Origin of the sequence: Kamptonema animale CS-326, assembly GCF_028330895.1 — a bacterium.
Lineage (GTDB): Bacteria > Cyanobacteriota > Cyanobacteriia > Cyanobacteriales > Microcoleaceae > Kamptonema > Kamptonema formosum.
Genome location: NZ_JAQMUA010000275.1, coordinates 40576 through 58568 on the forward strand (window position 1 = coordinate 40576; position 17993 = coordinate 58568).

Annotated in this window: 14 protein-coding genes; 8 read left to right on the plus strand and 6 right to left on the minus strand. The window is 42.2% G+C overall.

Features of this window, described 5'->3' with window-relative positions; translation table 11 throughout:
- Window positions 1–20 precede the first annotated feature (20 nt).
- From PN499_RS16010 to PN499_RS16030, 5 genes are all read right to left on the minus strand, one after another.
- Window positions 21–893 (minus strand): GDP-mannose 4,6-dehydratase, encoded by an 873-nt coding sequence (locus tag PN499_RS16010; protein ID WP_272033030.1) that lies wholly within the window; start codon window positions 891–893, stop codon window positions 21–23.
- Window positions 890–4387, minus strand: coding sequence for a methyltransferase domain-containing protein (locus PN499_RS16015; RefSeq protein WP_272033031.1), 3498 nt, complete (start codon window positions 4385–4387; stop codon window positions 890–892). The genes PN499_RS16010 and PN499_RS16015 overlap by 4 nt, the downstream gene beginning before the upstream one ends.
- Window positions 4388–4423: 36 nt before the next feature.
- Window positions 4424–5683 carry a class I SAM-dependent methyltransferase gene (locus PN499_RS16020; RefSeq protein WP_272033032.1) on the minus strand — a complete coding sequence of 420 codons (1260 nt, stop codon included), beginning with the start codon at window positions 5681–5683 and terminating at the stop codon, window positions 4424–4426.
- Window positions 5684–5790: 107 nt separating this feature from the next.
- A complete protein-coding gene (locus PN499_RS16025) occupies window positions 5791–6255 on the minus strand; it encodes a hypothetical protein (RefSeq protein WP_272033033.1) in 465 nt (154 codons plus the stop codon).
- Window positions 6256–6627: 372 nt separating this feature from the next.
- Window positions 6628–6780 carry a hypothetical protein gene (locus PN499_RS16030; protein WP_272033035.1) on the minus strand — a complete coding sequence of 51 codons (153 nt, stop codon included), beginning with the start codon at window positions 6778–6780 and terminating at the stop codon, window positions 6628–6630.
- A 286-nt stretch (window positions 6781–7066) separates the two neighbouring features.
- Here PN499_RS16030 and ftsH3 point away from each other — a divergent pair, with 286 nt between their 5' ends.
- The 6 genes from ftsH3 to clpB all read left to right on the plus strand — a co-directional run bounded on the left by ftsH3 (window position 7067) and on the right by clpB (window position 17047).
- Complete coding sequence (ftsH3, locus tag PN499_RS16035) at window positions 7067–8905, plus strand: ATP-dependent zinc metalloprotease FtsH3 (RefSeq protein ID WP_007356988.1); 1839 nt, start codon at window positions 7067–7069, stop codon at window positions 8903–8905.
- Between the two features lie 333 nt (window positions 8906–9238).
- Complete coding sequence (locus PN499_RS16040) at window positions 9239–9811, plus strand: thermonuclease family protein (RefSeq protein ID WP_272033036.1); 573 nt, start codon at window positions 9239–9241, stop codon at window positions 9809–9811.
- 99 nt (window positions 9812–9910) lie between these two features.
- Window positions 9911–10432, plus strand: coding sequence for a hypothetical protein (locus PN499_RS16045; RefSeq protein ID WP_007356986.1), 522 nt, complete (start codon window positions 9911–9913; stop codon window positions 10430–10432).
- A 69-nt stretch (window positions 10433–10501) separates the two neighbouring features.
- The gene (locus PN499_RS16050) at window positions 10502–12286 is read left to right on the plus strand and encodes an O-linked N-acetylglucosamine transferase family protein (protein WP_272033037.1); all 1785 of its coding nucleotides are present in this window, start codon (window positions 10502–10504) and stop codon (window positions 12284–12286) included.
- Between the two features lie 211 nt (window positions 12287–12497).
- A complete protein-coding gene (locus PN499_RS16055) occupies window positions 12498–14321 on the plus strand; it encodes a sensor histidine kinase (RefSeq protein WP_334311692.1) in 1824 nt (607 codons plus the stop codon).
- Window positions 14322–14434: 113 nt separating this feature from the next.
- Window positions 14435–17047: an ATP-dependent chaperone ClpB gene (clpB, locus tag PN499_RS16060; RefSeq protein ID WP_272033038.1), complete on the plus strand. Its 2613-nt coding sequence runs from the start codon at window positions 14435–14437 to the stop codon at window positions 17045–17047.
- A gap of 179 nt (window positions 17048–17226) precedes the next feature.
- Here clpB and PN499_RS16065 read toward each other — a convergent pair whose 3' ends face one another.
- The gene (locus PN499_RS16065) at window positions 17227–17391 is read right to left on the minus strand and encodes a hypothetical protein (RefSeq protein WP_272033039.1); all 165 of its coding nucleotides are present in this window, start codon (window positions 17389–17391) and stop codon (window positions 17227–17229) included.
- A gap of 42 nt (window positions 17392–17433) precedes the next feature.
- Here PN499_RS16065 and PN499_RS16070 point away from each other — a divergent pair, with 42 nt between their 5' ends.
- Window positions 17434–17808, plus strand: coding sequence for a photosystem I reaction center subunit IV (locus PN499_RS16070; protein WP_272033040.1), 375 nt, complete (start codon window positions 17434–17436; stop codon window positions 17806–17808).
- Window positions 17809–17811: 3 nt separating this feature from the next.
- Window positions 17812–17993, plus strand: a 182-nt coding sequence (locus PN499_RS16075) for a DNA-formamidopyrimidine glycosylase family protein (RefSeq protein ID WP_334311693.1), incomplete at its 3' end; no start/stop codon positions are given.

A 17993-nucleotide genomic window follows, 5' to 3' on the forward strand; every position in this document is an offset into this window, starting at 1 on the left:
CCTAAAGATAAAGCGCGATCTCATCTGGCTTCGATCATCATAGCTGCAAGTTGCTGCAAGTCTATATTTGGTCGCCAGTGGAGGCTGTGCATGAGTGCGGGATTAGATACTAATCGCTTATATTCAGTCTGAAAATTCTCAGTCTGTTCTACATAGCGCTTCCAATCCAAACCAAGGATAGAAAAGCAGACTTCTATCCAATCTTTGATTGTATGAATTTTGCCGGAACCAATGACAGCTTCAAAAACATTTTCCTGTTCTACCAGTGTCATAATTCCCTGTGCTACATCACCTGCAAAAGTCCATTCTTTTTCTACAGAGATATCACCCATTTGCAGTTTTTCATCAGCTCCCTCGACAATGCGCTTAGCGGCAAGAACAACTTTTTGGCTGACATGAGTTGGCTTTCTCAGAGGACTTTCGTGATGAAATAAATAGCCTACATAGGCTTTGATACCTAGACTTCTATAATATCGAGCAGCATAGACTGATTGAATGCGCGCGATCGCATAAGTGCTACTTGCTTCAAAAGGAGTATCCTCAGAAATAGGATTCCCATCATTATAGAATTGAACGCCGCTCCCTGTAATGAAAACTTTCGAGTTAGGACTGTATTTGTACACTGCTTCTAAAATATTCAGCGTACCAGTGGAAATTGCGGCATGATTTTCAAACAGCGCGTCGTGCCGCGTTGTTGATTTAGCAGCTAAATGAAATACATAAGTTGGCTTGTATTCTTTGATCAACTGCTCAACTTGTTCGTAATTGGATACATCTGCGTGTATCCAATCTCCAGAACGTGATAAACCGATAGGTTTAATTCCTTTAGCTTTGCACAATTCATTGAGATAAAATCCGTCTTGTCCGTTGGCACCAAAAATAAGAGCGTTCACAGTTTATTTTTCTGAAAAACAAAGGTTGCAAATGTGTAGCGACATCCTTCATAGATAAAATCTGGGTTCGGACAATCCCACTGGGGAACGTCAGGAAGCCTACAATTTTTCAGTAAAGGGAGAATTCGATGCCGCAAGTCTTTCTGAGTGTAAAGGCGGAAGTCCACTACTGGAATGCGATCGCCTACTTTATACTGATCGTTATAATCACAAGTTAAAATGGCAGTACCTCCAGGTGCCAGAAGTTCAGCGATTTGCGTCATAAATAGTTCATCATCTTGAACGTGCTCCACGACAGATGTTGAAAAGATAATATCATAGCTGCCCTTGATTGTAGACGGCTTATGGAAATAAACATTGAGATCGCAATTGATCGCAGGATCGATTTCTTCTAAGTGATAGCCGAGTTGCTTTAAGGCAGCAGCAGCACTATCTTCATGACTACCAACGCATAAAATTTTAGGTTTTACTAATTGGGAGGCAAATTTGTGAGCGGTGTCTAAGATAAAGGCTTGCTGAATATTAGCTTCCGGTATTTTCCGCGCCATCATCTCAGGAACCAAGGCAAATAATTGATTAATGACAGGTTCGTACTGGGTGCGTGCGGCATTGTCCAAGATGCGATTTAATGATGTTACATTAGGAAGACCAACCGTAAAAGATAGTTGAGGTAAATTGCTCCGATCGCTTTGCTCTTGACCTAGCACTCGATCGAGAATTTGCTCATAATCTAAAATAAAATTGGCTTCGCTCCACTCATTATAAAAGGGTACAAGCGGCGCGATGCCATTATCAATAATTTGCTTCAAACTCGAATCTTCGATACAAATTGAAGGATTGGCCGAAAAGAGATGACGGTACATTCCGCATTTATTAATCGCCAGAGGTCGCTGCACTGCTAAAGCGTGTTCCAGTACACTTGAAATCCCTCGGTCTTTATGGGAGTCATAGAAGAAAGCATTGAGTGTATTACTTGCCAGAAAATGGAGGAGTTGCTGTTTGCTTAGAAACTCATGGTTAATCGCAAGTTGTATGCCGGGTTTAGAAATAAGTTTGCGACAGTTTTCCGCTGTTGCTTTAGCAAATTGTCCTTGCTGTTCGACAATATTATTAAAAGGCAAATGCAGCACTATTTTTGCTCGATCAAATTCTTCCTGTACAAGCGTAACCAAACGTTCAAAACCTTTGTCACTAAATCCAAAGCCAAAGCTTCCTACAGTGACGATATCGGGAATATCTTGGCTGTTAATGTAAGGGGAAATCAGGCGTTTTGTCTTGAAAACAATCGGATTATTTTCTGCCAGAGTTGGATCTGGACATAAATGATAATCAAACATTTCTCGCGTAGCTTTATCTGCTTCCTCCTGAGTGACTTCGTGCATAATTCCTAGCTGTGGAATTTTGTACTGTCTAGTCACCTCTTTTCTCAGCCAAGGCATTGTTGCCAGATAGTAATTATAAATAATCGCAGCCGGATTTGTTTGAGATACTGCATTCTTTAGTTCTGCGTAATTAGAACACTCCACATAAGCAAAGGAATAGCGCGAAGATTTTTGTAGCGCTTCTGTAATATTGACACCATACTGGTAAATACCGCATTGTTTTTGCTTATGAGAAACAATGAGTATAGTCGGTTTAGGGGATTCTGCAACTTGTCTCTGAACGGTTTTCCGTTCAGTTTTAGGCAGCATCCCAAAATCTTCTAAAACTTCTTCAAACTTGGTCGCAAAATTTTGTGGATGCCAGTCTGTTTGCATTTGCTTAACTTGCGGCTCTGATGAAGCGATCGCATCTTTTAAACTCTGGAATGGGTACGGCTTAATATAGTGATGAATATGCCGAAATGTTTCATTAGTTGAAATTGCTAAGGGTCTTCCACTTGATATAGCTTGATCGGTAGTTGCGGAAATTCCCGCTTGATTCCTGTTGTAAAGAAAACAATTCAGTGTGTTTTGACTGCACCATTCAATGAGTTGGTCTTTAGTCATAAACTCATTGGTGATAACTACTTCAACTCCTTTCTTCGCTACTTTCTTACACAACTCGCTCAGGTAATCGGCATAAGGTTTTTTATGCAATGTCCAATGTCTATCTTCGCTATAAGTCGATGCCGGAATATTTATTTTAACAATTGCTTTTTCAAATTCTTTATTAACAGCATCTACAACCAATTCAAATCCTTTACCTATCGTGGCAAATCCAAAAGTACCAATTACAGGGGTTGATGATTCTCGGTACGGGTTGACTGGAGTATAAACTTCTAAGGGACGGGGGAAAGCATATACTCTTTTATCTTCCACATTCATCGTCGGATCGAGCGCTAAATAGGCATCAAAATCATCAGCAGGACAGAAACCGAAGGGGTTATTCGTAAGTGTTTCCAGCACCAATGTTACTTTTAATCCCGGCAATAAGCTGACTCTTTTTGTATTGAGCCAACTCATTGTTACATGATGATAGTTAAAAATGTAAAATTCATAATTATTCGGAATCTCAGCCGCATTTTCGCTAATTTCTAAATAATCAAGGTCGTATTTTCCCGAAAGTAATAAACATTGATAAGCCATTTTGCCAGACTCGTAGATGCTGCAATTGGCTTTCTCAGTATTGAGAAATAAACCTCGCGATTTTTTTGTCCCCTCTACCACTGTTGCTGGTTGAGGCAAGGCTGATACAAGTGCTGTCTGTTCAGGTGCGACTAAACTAGAAATAAATGCCTTAACTTCCGCATAATTCTTAGCATAAACTACCGCATTTTCCAAATTTTCCCACAGCTTAACTGGTAAGTCCCTCCCAACAATACAGCGTGGCTTATATCGGTTACTCTCCGTTTGAGATGCTGCATTTACAGCACTTCCTTTCATCAATAAACCAATACATCTATCCGAAAGATGGGATAATTCTTTAAGGTTCATTCCGCTGCAATCAAAAATATTAGGAGCAGCAAATTTAGGTTGAGCTGAACAGTAAAAGTTGAGTTGAGGAAAATCAGAAGCTATTTGCTTCAGGTGTTCGTTTAAATGGAAGTAATTTTGACTAGAAAAAGCTTCTCCATTTTCCACCAAAATGCTATTTTTTCTAACTTCGATTACCTCCTCTGGTTGCCCGAAAAAGGTAATCATGGGGCTGTGAATCGGTAGCGGTAGCAGATATTTATGATTTAAATTCTGCTGATACATCTGGCGATTAAAGGTATGAACCTTATTTGGGTAAGTCATACCATAGAGTTTTAAAATATCCTCAAAAACTCCAAAGCACATATTAACAAATATGGCATCATTGGGGCAGTTTGATGTTCGTTCTGTGTTTTTGTATTCCCGACCTTGGTACACAGATATCGGTAGTTCTAAATCCTGCCAAAGATAGGTAGATGGTTCAGCGCATTCCAGAGTGATTTTAGCTCCGGCAAAACTAAGCCTGATGGTATGAATTAGCGATCTTGTTAAGATTACATCACCGCTATGAAAACTATTGTGCAGGAAGAAATGAGTCATGATTTTATCTGATTGTGCGCTGTTTTGTGTCTGGAGCTAGTATTTGATAATTTCGACGTTAGGCAAAGGAAAAATCAAGCCAACACCACTTTTTAAAGTTTCTTCTTCGCGTTTGAGAAATTCTTCCTTGAAATGCCAAGGTAAGACTAAATAATAATCCGGCTTCATGGCTCTTGAATCTGCTTCACTGACAATTGGAATATCTGTACCCAGAGTATAAGCACCGTATTTATCAGGGTTTCTTTCCGCCGCTACGTCCACAATTCGATTGTCAATTCCACACCATTGTAAAATGGTATTGCCTTTAGTTGATGCACCATAAATATGAATACTTTTTCCTTCCTTTCTCAGCATCTTTAGCAATGAAATTAGCTCCTCTTTATGCACATTAATCCGATCTTGAAAATTCTTGTACGGTTTATCAGTATCAAGCTCCATGTCAAACTCACTCTGACGCAAAAGCTTGATCCGTGTCACAGCTTCTTGTCTTTTGAAGGAAAAATTGTCAATATGTGTTGCATAACAGCGAATACTACCACCATTGATGTCATTAAGAAGAGCATCTACTATTTTTAAGTCAGCTTGTTTGAGAATATATTCCAACACCGCTAAACTATAATATTCCAAATGCTCGTGACAAATTGTGTCATAGGAATTCATCTTGAGCATCGATGGCATATAGGACATTTCAAATACCCACAAACCATCAGGAGCCAGGGCTTTTTTGATTTCTTTACAGAAATTTACCGGGTCTTCCAAGTCATAAAACATGGCGATTGACGTAATAATGTCAAATTTTTCGCCTTGTAAAACCTTACTCAGTTCTTCTGAAGGAAAAATGTCTTGAATTGCAGTAATATCTCCGGTAATCTCTTGTGCTACGTCAGAGGGATCGACTCCAAATTTGATAAAGTCTTGAGGATAAGATTTAAGTAAAGTCCCGTCATTACAGCCAATATCCAAAACACGGGCATTACTTTTATTGATGAGCGCTGTTGCTTCTTCAGTAATTCCCTGCAAGTGGTTTCGCATAGTCTGGTTCGTACCGGAACGATACCAGTAAGCAGAATATAAAACTTCCGGTGGAACAGTATGTTCCATCTGCAATAAACCGCAGGCTTTCTCATCTTTCGTGGGATCGCAACGCACCAGAGAAAGACTAATTTTTCTCAGGGGGGGTTCTTCTTTACCGGGTTTAACAAAGGAACCTTGTAAATGCTGTTCGCCTAAATTAATGACTGGAGTGAGTGCAGAAGAACCGCAGACTCGACAAGTTTTACGATGACCTAAGTGCATGGCTTTACCTTTAGAAAAATTATTGTTTAGATTTATCGCACCCTTGCCGTAGCGCCGCTAACAAGCGCGTTAAACTCACCGCCAAGATGGCGGCGTTACGGATGGTTTTACGTAAGTCCTGATTGTTGATGATAGCTGAGTTTTTCTACCAGTGATTGTAAATTTTTGTCTATTCCATCTATGCACTTATTCCGTTCTAAGTTCAATATGGCAAGTTGTTTGACAACTTTATCTTTTTCTGATGCCTCCACTTTTTCAAACTCATATACCTTTTCTTGTTCGTGCCACAAGTTACAGTTAACATGGGCAAGCTGTGAGAAGATTTCACCGATAGTACCCAGTACATCAGGCACATAATTGCCTTCTTTTTTATAAACTTTATTTGAGGCAAAAGTCAGGCGTTCGCTGGGAATTTCTCCAGAGACAGCGCTGCTAATAAATTCGTTAATTTCTTCCTGAAGCTGCTTTTCTTGAACAGCAAGGCTTTTGAGTCTAGTTTCGTCTTCGGAATGCCACTGTTTCAATTTAATAATTGTCAGCTTGTCGCAGAGAGAGCCAAGTGTTTCCGCCATAGTAAAATGTGATTGGTGTGAAAGAATGTAACTCAGGATGCTTAGGGATAACTAGAAGGCGAAGGCTAAGAAAAAAGATTATTGCTAGGAAGCTTTAGAGAAATCGGCATTTTAGATTTAACTATGTTGAAGTATTTATTTTGTCGGGTATAAAGCAAGTTATTGTACATCCACCCAGATTGAAAACTGCTATATCATAGTTGATGCCGCTAAGGTACTAAATAGAGTGCTGAATATCAGACGAATACCGATTTCAAGTGTTCCCAGAATAGTCTATACTATTTTATACAACCTTTCTCGGCGAACACAGGATTGTTTGACAATGGAACTGGCTAAAATCCTCTCGGAAATAGCATTGACAAATTCAACGCTCTACCCTATCTCCAACCATAGGTAAAAGTGTAAAGCAGTTGATTCAGGCAAAACTAATAATGTTGCTCCTGTATCTACTTTGGCCTCTAGTTCCACTATCTCGCTGTTACTCACAGGATTTCTAATTTTTAAGGTAGTGTAGATAGTTCCCATTGCAGCTTAGTTCTTGGTTTCTACTAGCTTAACTGAAAATCACCCCCCGCCCACCCCAAAGCCTGTGGCTGCAACTCCTAACTCTTGACAAAAATCATTTGATCTTGTAAAGATAACAGCTTACTTGCGGGCTGATGAGTAATTCGGTTTCCCCTCTGTGACTGCGCGATCGCCACTACCGATCTCTCCCTGTAGCGACAACAAGTTACAATTACGTTAAGATTGATTAACATAATTAAAAATTCCCAAGTCTGTGTGACTTAAAAAAATAGGAGGAAAAGCCCCGGTGAATAAACGGTGGAGAAACGCAGGCCTGTACGCGCTGCTAGCTATTGTCGTCATTGCCTTAGCAACTGCATTTTTTGACAAACAGCCCCCCAGCCGACAACTGTGGAAGTACAGCGAATTCATTGAGCAAGTCCAGAGCAAGAGAGTAGACAAAGTAAGTATAAATGCTGACCGGACTAGAGCCCTAGTCACTTCCCAGGATGGCACTAAGGTACTCGTCAACTTGCCTAATGACCCTGAGCTGATCAATATCCTCACCACTAACGGCGTGGACATTTCAGTTTTACCCACGAACGACGAAGGCTTCTGGCTCAAAGCCATGAGCAGCCTATTCTTCCCCATCCTACTGTTAGTAGGATTGTTCTTCCTGTTGCGGCGAGCCCAAAACGGCCCTGGTTCTCAAGCGATGAACTTTGGTAAATCTAAAGCCAGAGTGCAAATGGAACCGCAAACCCAGGTGACTTTCGGGGATGTTGCAGGCATTGAACAAGCCAAGTTAGAACTGTCGGAAGTTGTGGACTTCCTGAAAAATGCCGATCGCTTCACCGCAGTTGGCGCAAAAATTCCCAAAGGCGTGCTCTTAGTCGGCCCTCCCGGAACTGGCAAAACCTTACTAGCTAAGGCCGTCGCCGGTGAAGCTGGCGTTCCTTTCTTCTCGATTTCCGGTTCTGAATTTGTGGAAATGTTCGTGGGTGTCGGCGCGTCTCGCGTCCGCGACTTATTTGAACAAGCCAAATCTAACGCACCTTGCATCGTATTTATCGATGAAATTGATGCCGTTGGTCGCCAGCGTGGTGCTGGTTTAGGCGGCGGAAACGATGAGCGCGAACAAACCCTCAACCAGTTATTAACTGAGATGGATGGCTTTGAGGGCAATACTGGCATCATTATTATTGCTGCTACCAACCGCCCTGACGTGCTCGATTCAGCGCTGCTGCGTCCGGGTCGTTTTGACCGCCAAGTGGTGGTCGATCGCCCTGACTACGCGGGCCGTTTGGAAATTCTCAACGTCCACGCTCGCGGCAAAACTTTGTCTAAGGATGTGGATTTGGAGAAAATTGCTCGCCGGACTCCTGGGTTCACGGGTGCAGATTTGTCCAATTTGCTGAATGAAGCCGCTATTTTGGCTGCTCGTCGCAATTTGACGGAAATCTCGATGGATGAAGTTAATGATGCGATCGATCGGGTGCTGGCTGGCCCTGAGAAGAAAGACCGCGTAATGAGCGAAAAGCGCAAAACGCTGGTAGCTTATCACGAAGCTGGTCACGCTTTGGTTGGTGCTTTGATGCCTGATTATGACCCAGTGCAGAAGATTAGCATTATCCCTCGCGGTCGCGCTGGCGGTTTGACTTGGTTCACGCCAAGCGAAGATCGGATGGATTCTGGTCTTTATTCCCGCTCTTATTTGCAAAATCAGATGGCGGTAGCTTTAGGTGGTCGGATTGCTGAGGAGATTGTCTTCGGTGAGGAAGAAGTGACTACTGGCGCGTCGAATGATTTGCAACAGGTGGCGCGTGTGGCTCGACAAATGGTGACTCGGTTCGGGATGAGCGATCGCCTCGGCCCAGTTGCGCTCGGTCGCCAGCAAGGGAATATGTTCATGGGCCGGGATATCATGGCGGAGCGCGATTTCTCGGAAGAGACAGCCGCCACGATCGATGATGAAGTCCGCACTTTGGTAGATCAAGCTTACCGCCGCGCTAAAGAGGTGTTGGTTGGTAATCGTCATGTCCTTGATAAATTAGCAGATATCTTGGTGGACAAGGAAACTGTGGACGCTGACGAGTTGCAAGAGTTGCTGGCTAATAATGATGTCAAGATGGCTGCGATCGCATAATCAATTTTAGATGCGCGATCGCATCTAGAATCTTAAATTAGGGTAATTCCGGGTTCCGGGATTACCCTAATTTTTTAGTAGGGAAGGGGCTAGGGGCTAGGGACTAGGGAAAGAGAGGGGGAGATGGGGAGGATGGGGAAGATGGGGGAGATGGGTAATTAGCCATTAGCCATTAGCCATTAGCCATTAGCTATTAGCCATTAGCCATTAGCCATTAGCCATTCTCTTCTAGGCGAGCTCTTAACCACCTAGAAGGCGGCGTTACAGAGTAATATTGAACAAGTGCTAGATGCCATCACCACAGATTAACAAGCAGGAAAATTTACCATAAAAATGAGCAAAATTAAAATTGGAAATCGCCCAGCAATCGCAGGCTTAAGTATACTTGCTCTAATTCTCCTATTAATTGGCTGCAAACAAACTGTAGACCAAAACAATTATCCCGTAAAGCGCGTCAGTGATGGGGATACTATTACCGTAATTGGTGCTAAAGATAAAGATATAACAATACGCTTTGCCTGCGTAGATGCACCTGAAATTCCCCATTCCCAAAGGGAAAGACAGAGTACAAAAGCCATCGATAAAAATCAATTTATGTGGGGATTAAAAGCACAGCAAAGAATGCAACAGTTAGTTAAAAAGGGAGGCGATCGCGTTGTTTTAACTGTAACCGATACTGACCGCTACGGTCGCAAAGTAAGCGAAGTTCGCTTACCTGATGGCACCTTTACTCAGGAAGTTTTACTGCGCGAAGGATTAGCAATGGTCTACCGTCCCTACCTGAAAAACTGTCCCAGTGCAGATATTGTTCAAAAAGCCGAAGCCGAAGCCAAGAAAAGCCGACGCGGCCTTTGGGGAGATGCCAAGTTTGTTCCAGCCTGGGAGTTTCGACGCAACAGCAAATAATTAAACTACTAGAAGCTAAAAAAGTTTCTCTGCATAGAGCAATAGCAGTCAAAAGATGTGGTACGCTCCTGGTAACTCGATGCAATAAAGGTAACATCAATGAAGATCAAACATCTAGTTCTTTCGGGAATCGCTCTTCTACTCGGTGCAACAGTAGTAGGAACTGCCGTTGCTCAACAACTAACCAAAGAGCAAAATACTGTTATCTGCCGACTAAAAAATGAAGTGGCTCAGCAGAAAGGAAAGGGCAATAAGCTGGTCTTTTTGCCACTCTTAGGGAAAGTTCGACAGCAAGTTGAAACCCCTTTTAGAGCAACTCTCTATCCTGATATTCAGTATACTTTTGTCGGCACTTGCGATGAAAATTGCAAGGGCTTAAACTTGGCTCTTAAAGATATGAGCGGCCAGGTAATCGCTACCAGTGAAACTGTAGATAGCCTCCCGGTTATCACTTTTACTCCCCCATCTGAAAGCGAATATCAAATCGGGGCAAAACCGGGGGAATGTACTACTACTAAAGGCTGTAACTTTGGGATGGGAATTTTTGCTCCTAGCAGTGCTAATGTACCTAATGCTTCTAAGATTCCGGCGGAATTGGCACAATTTCAAATGTGTCAATAAAACTCGGAATTACTGACCCCCCTTAATTGGGGGGTTGAAAAAGTAATCGCTAGTTTTAAAACGAGAAAGATGAATTATTCCGAATTGATAAATAATCCCCAAATTAATCCTAGAGAGCTGCTGGAACTCTATCGCCATCAAGAATATGACCAGCTTTCAGAAATATTCCTGCGAGTTCTGGAACATTTTCATAATAAAACTTACTATAGTTTAGATCTTAGTTTGCGCTATTTTATCAATGTTTTTGTCAAAAACTTTTTGTACTTATTTACTCAACCGGAATATATTCTCAGCGATCGCCACGTCAATCTATTTATTAAACATAATCTCACGATTTCTAATTTGGTAGCCATTTCTAGCTTTAAAACAACAGATGCCTACTTACAAATTTTAAACGATCAACCCCGCAATTTTGCTAAGTTATTAAGCTTGTACTCAGCTAGAAATACAGTCAAATTTGACAAGCAAGCCTTGTTTAATGCCAATCCTCAATTAGCTTGTCTTTGGTATTCTTGCTTTTGTGAGAGTTACCGCTCTGCGGTGATTAACAAGGAAGCTTACCAAAATCTTAGGGAACACATCACATATACAGATGACAAATTAACTGATTTTTATAATATAGATGATATCTACTTTGGAGCCAGTTATATAGATGGCGATCGCGACCGCGAAATCAAAAATAGAATCAACCAATCTATTAAAAATAGCCCGTTTGCCACCACTGCAAAGATTAACAATAATCCCAAGCCTAAAAAAATAGCTATAATCACTTCTCTGTGGTTTTCTCAGCATTCAGTCTATCGCATTCTCTCTGAGTTTATTGAGTCTTTAAAGGATGACTATGAATTAACTTTAGTCCATCTGGGCGAGATTAGAAATAATCTCGATATTGGATTTTTCAAAGAAATTAGATATGTTTATGCTAAAGACGGTTACTTAAATATAGATGCTATCCGAGAAAATGATTTTGCCGCAGTTTTTTATCCCGATATCGGTATGACTGTAGAAAGCATTTTTTTATCTAATTTAAGGATTGCTCCCCTTCAGATTTGCGGGCTGGGTCATTCTGTGAGCACCTTCGGCTCGGAAATAGATTATTATATCAGCGGAGCGGATGTAGAAATTCCCCAAGGTGCAGAAGCAAACTATTCAGAGAGATTAGTGCTATTACCAGGATTTGGAGCTATCCACAATCAACCTCACTATCAAATTAAAAATATCAAGAAAAGTCGCCCAGAATTTATCGTTAATTGTCCTTGGTACGCCCAGAAAGTAAATTATAACTTAGTCTGTTATTTAAAAGAAATAGTAGCAAAGTCTCATAAAAAGATTGTTTTTAGATTTTTTTCGGGGGGTGCATTGACCAGAAAAAATGATTTCCTCCCCTTCGCTACAGATTTAGAATCTATCTTAGGTAAAGATTGTGTGGAACTGATTCCAGCTAAACCCTACGGCGAATATATGGCCCTCATGGAAAAGGGAGATATTTGTATTGAAGCCTGTCATTTTGGCGGTTGTAATACTGTTGCTGACAGCTTATACTTGAGACAACCTACTGTCACCTTCGAGGGAGACAAATGGTACAACCGCATTGGTTCTCAAATGCTCCGAACTGTTGGTTTATCAGAGTTAATTGCTCAAACTTCAGAAGAGTATATTTACTTAATATTAAAGCTGATACATGATGACGACTATCGTTTGCAAATACAAGAAAAACTCGATCGAGTAGATTTAAACAGTACAATTTTGAGCTCAGAAAGCAAGATTTATTTCAAAAAAGCTATGGATTTTTTAACCGCTAACTGGGAACAGCTAAAGAATGAAACCTCAAACAAGCCAATTCACATCGACTAATCAGCTATGCAAAAAATATTAGAGATCCTAGAGAGAATCTTAAGTTAAAGAGGGTAGAATTGCAAGCAGTCAAGCAGAGCCGGAAGTGGAACTTTGCAAAGACCCCATAGCTATGTAGAACAGAGGTTAAATTATAGATTATCTTTACCGTTACGCTGCCATCATTTACAATATATATAGCAACCGCTAAGGCGTTTAAGACACTCGCTTATTGCCGAAGCCCGCTGATTATATTCCCTTCTTCCTTTCTTTCCCTAGCCCTGAGCATCCTAGCCCTGAGCATCCTAGCTATATATTACCTTTCTGGTTGATGAGTACCTTGCCGATGCCTTTAACCTCAAACTCGCAAAACTCACCCCAAAACCCTGCTCAAAATGGGTTAAACCGTCTGTTCAACCGCTTAGGTCTCAGGCAAAAAATTGGCTGCGGGTATGCCCTAGTCATTGGTATTGCCATTCTCGGTACTTTGACGGGAAGGGGTATTGAAGGATATTACAAACAGCAAGTTAGGGAACAATTAGCTACAGACAGAGAAAAAGCGGAAATTCTAACCAATCTCAGCAATAAGCTCTGGGAGGTAAGAATTTATAAAAAAGAGCTGCCTACCTTACTGGCAACGCCTCAACTTTTTGTGCAGGAAAGCTCTGAATTTCTGTCTAGCACTGCTGAGATGACTCAACTACTCGATCGAGTCCACTCTTTACCAGATCCTTCAGATCCACAGATTCAAAAAGATTACAATCAGTTTAAGGATTTGACAGAGGCTTATGTACAGACAGTTAAAGCTTATTCGCAGCAGGTAGAAAAGTTATTAGTAAAGATAAAATCATCTAATTTAAAACCCAAAGAACTGCAAAGCGCTAAGCAGAGTTTGGATAGTTTTGCTAGCAACGAAGCTACTTTAAAACTGGATGACTTCTCGCAACAGTCAGCTAACCTTGCGAAGAACTTTCGTGTTAAGGCAGATCGGGCATTGAAATCTTATGAGCGAGCAGAGACGCTGGGAACGATAATTCTTATTAGTAGTTTAACATTATCTGCCGCGATCGCAGCGATGTTAGCAATCTATACTAGCAAAGCGATTGCTCGTCCCTTGGAAGCTACCACAAAAATTGCTCAGCAAGTGAGTGAAGAATCAAATTTTGACTTGCAAGTACCGATCACTACTGCCGATGAAGTTGGGCAGTTAGCAATAGCGCTAAACGAATTAATTCTGCGGGTAGGGGAGTATACAGAAGAATTACAAGAAGCAAAAATTGCTGCCGAAGCAGCGAACCGCTCTAAAAGTGCATTTTTGGCTAACATGAGTCACGAACTTCGCACGCCTTTAAATGCGATTATTAACTACAGTGAAATGCTGCAAGAAGATGCCCAAGATGAGGGTTATGAAGATTTTCTCCCGGATTTGGAAAGAATTCAAACTGCGGGCAAGCATTTGCTGGACATGATCAGTGATATTCTCGATATTTCTAAGATAGAAGCAGGTCATGTCACTCTTTATTTAGAAAATTTTGATATTGCTAATATGATTGAAGAAGTTGTGAGTACGGCTCAACCGCTAGTAGAGAAAAAAGGTAATACTTTGGCAATGCAAATTAACGGTGATGTTGGCACTATGTATGCTGACCAGCCGAAGGTGCGGCAAATACTCCTTAATTTGCTCAGTAACGCGGCTAAATTTACAGAAAAAGGTGTGATTACTCTTAGCATCGAAAGAATTAAAAATGATAAATTTAAGAGTAAAAATAAGAAATATAAACAGGAATATCCCCCAGCTTTAAATTCTAACTCTCAAGTCTTAATTTTTCGCGTGAGCGATACTGGAATTGGCATGACTGAGGAGCAGTTGCAACATATTTTTAAACCTTTCACTCAAGCAGACGCATCGACTACGCGCAAGTACGGCGGGACTGGTTTGGGGCTGACAATTAGCCAGCGTTTGTGCCAAATTTTAGGCGGCGAGATCGCAGTAGAAAGTGAAGTGGAACGCGGTTCGACTTTTACGGTTCGCCTCCCGGAACGGGTAAGTATGTGAGGATGACGGATATACGCCAATAGTCAGGGGTGAACACCGATCTAGGCGATCGCTAGTGGCTGTCTAAAATAATTTTAAAATTATAAAGTAATATCAAGGCGAGGTAGCGAAAAATGCAGCCGAGTAACCCCAATCAATTTACAGAAAAAGCCTGGGAAGCGATCGCCCGCACCCCAGATATTGTTAAGCAAAGCCAACAACAGCAGCTCGAAAGCGAACACTTAATGAAAGCTTTGCTAGAACAAGACGGATTAGCTCACAGCCTCTTTACTAAAGCTGGTATTAACGTGCGCCAGCTACAAGATCGGACTGAAGAATTCATTAACCGCCAACCTAAAATATCGGGAAGTGGAGCTTCTGTCTATCTCGGCCGCAGCTTGGACACTTTACTAGACCGAGCTGAAGCTCATCGAAAAGAGTATGAAGATGAATTCATTTCGATTGAGCATTTGGTGCTAGCTTATCCTCAAGATGACCGCTTTGGCAAAAGTTTATTTCAAGAATTTAAACTAGATGAAGCCAAGCTAAAAGAAATAATTGCCCAAGTCCGGGGGAACCAAAAAGTGACCGATCAAAATCCAGAAGTTAAATATGAATCCTTGGAAAAATATGGCAGAGACTTAACTGAATTTGCGCGGGAAGGCAAACTCGATCCGGTGATTGGTAGAGATGACGAGATTCGTCGCACGATTCAGATTTTGAGCCGCCGCACGAAAAATAATCCCGTTTTGATTGGCGAACCAGGGGTAGGTAAAACTGCGATCGCAGAAGGTCTTGCTCAGCGAATTATTGCCGGAGATGTGCCTCAATCTCTTAAAGATCGGCGATTAATTGCCTTAGATATGGGGGCTTTAATTGCTGGTGCCAAATTCAGAGGAGAATTTGAAGAACGCCTAAAAGCTGTACTCAAAGAAGTCACCGACTCCAAGGGTTTAATTATTCTATTTATTGATGAAATTCATACCGTTGTCGGTGCGGGTGCAACTCAAGGGGCGATGGATGCTGGCAACTTGCTGAAACCGATGTTAGCGAGGGGTGAATTGCGCTGTATCGGTGCAACTACGCTCGATGAATACCGCAAGTATATTGAAAAAGATGCTGCTTTAGAGCGTCGCTTCCAACAGGTTTATGTAGATCAACCTACAGTGGAAGATACTATCTCGATTCTGCGGGGTTTGAAGGAGCGTTATGAAGTACATCATGGCGTGAAAATTTCCGACAGTGCTTTAGTCGCAGCGGCCACTTTATCTACTCGATATATTAGCGATCGCTTTCTGCCAGATAAAGCCATTGACTTAGTGGATGAAGCCGCCGCTAAATTGAAAATGGAGATTACTTCTAAGCCGGAAGAACTAGACGAAATCGATCGTAAGATTTTGCAGCTAGAAATGGAGAGGCTGTCATTGCAAAAAGAAAGTGCTCCCGCTTCGATCGAACGCTTAGAAAGGTTAGAAAAAGACCTGGCTAATTTTAAAGAACAACAAAGTGCGCTGAATGGACAATGGCAAGCTGAAAAAGGCGTTCTGGGCAACATTCAGAAGATCAAAGAACAGATTGATAAGGTAAATATTGAAATTCAGCAAGCAGAACGAGAATATAATCTTAACCGTGCTGCCGAGTTGAAATATGGCACTTTAACTGAGTTGCAAAAACAATTAGAAGAGGCAGAAACTAAACTGACAGCGACTCAAACTACGGGTCAAACTTTGCTGCGGGAAGAAGTTACGGAATCTGACATTGCGGAGATTATTTCTAAGTGGACGGGAATTCCGATCAGCAAGTTGGTAGAGTCGGAAATGCAGAAACTTTTGCACTTGGAAGATGAACTGCACAAGCGGGTAATCGGACAAGATGAAGCGGTGACTGCTGTTGCAGATGCAATTCAGCGATCGCGTGCCGGTTTAGCCGATCCGAATCGCCCTGTAGCTAGTTTTATTTTCCTCGGCCCGACGGGTGTTGGTAAGACAGAGTTAGCAAAAGCTTTGGCCGCTTATCTGTTCGATACCGAAGATGCAATGGTGCGAATTGATATGTCTGAGTACATGGAGAAACACGCGGTTTCTCGGTTGATTGGTGCGCCTCCGGGCTATGTTGGCTATGATGAAGGTGGACAATTAACTGAGGCAATCCGCCGCCGTCCTTACGCGGTGATTCTATTCGATGAAATCGAAAAAGCTCACCCGGATGTGTTTAATATCATGCTGCAAATTCTGGATGATGGCCGCGTTACTGACGCGCAAGGTCACACGGTAGACTTTAAGAATGCTGTGATTATTATGACATCCAATGTCGGCTCTCAATACATTTTAGATGTGGCCGGAGATGATGAAGAAATGCGTAGTCGGGTGATGGAGGCGATGCGCGGTACTTTCCGCCCAGAGTTTCTCAACCGGATTGATGAGACGATCATTTTTCAGGGATTGAGTAAGCAGGAATTGCGGCAGATTGTGAAGTTGCAAATTGGTCGTTTAGATAAACGGTTAGCCGATCGCAAGATGTCGATCAAATTGTCTGATTCTGCTCTCGATTTCTTGGCAGAAGTAGGTTACGATCCTGTTTACGGTGCGCGTCCTTTAAAACGAGCAATTCAGCGCGAGTTGGAAACGCAAATTGCTAAGAGCATTTTGCGGGGAGATTTCAGCGATGGCGACACGATTTTTGTCGATATCGAGAATGAAAGGTTGGCGTTTAAGCGGTTGGCGGCCGATCTGTTGGCAACTAAGTAATTTGATGGCGATCGCTCTTTTTTCGGGAGGGCGATCGCTTGAGGATGCCGAAGGTGGGGCAAATAAAAGTCATAAGTAGAAGGAAGAAGGAAGAAGGAAGAAGGAAGAAGGAAGAAAGATTTACTTAGATAAAGTCATATACGGCTGTCGATGGGGATGTTTTAAGCCTTATCGCTGCTCTAGAGGCTGAGTCCGACTTGGGACTGCGGACAAGTGGCGTAGGCGAAGCCAGCGATCGGCATCGTACCCAGCCACCAGTCATGACTCTCAAATGTAAACTTATATATACAAACGCCGCAGCGTCCGTTTGAAAGTGAACCGCGCAATCCTAAAATGAAAAACAAATAGCTTTATCCGTTTATTCGTTACATAAGGAAAAAAAGCTCATGGTTCAACGTGGTTCTCAAGTTCGTATTCTTCGCAAAGAGTCCTACTGGTTTCAGGAACTAGGTACTGTTGCCTCTATAGACCAAAGTGGCATTAAATACCCCGTTATCGTTCGCTTTAACACCGTAAATTATGCCGGTGTCAACACCAACAACTTCGCAACAGGCGAAGTTGTCGAAGTTGCAGGGCCCAAGGCTAAGGGAAAATCGACGGCAGCTTCCGGTGGCAAGCAAACCACCATCGAAGCAGGTACTCGCAAGACAGGGAGTGGCGGCGCACCCCAGCAGCCAAAAACTACAGATAAAAGCGCTCCGGGAGCTGAAGTTCCAGGAAGCGTGGAAGGCGCACCCAACCAAGGAACTGAACAGCGTTAAGTTGTGCCAGAACTGCCTGAAGTTGAAACCATTTGCCGGGGTCTAAATCAACTGACCCTCGGTTTAGAAATATTGGGTGGCGATGTGTTGCTAGAGAACACGATCGCCAACCCATTTTTTGCTAAGGATTTTTTAGCAGGGTTGCAGGGGAAAGCGATCGCTCGCTGGCATAGACGGGGTAAATA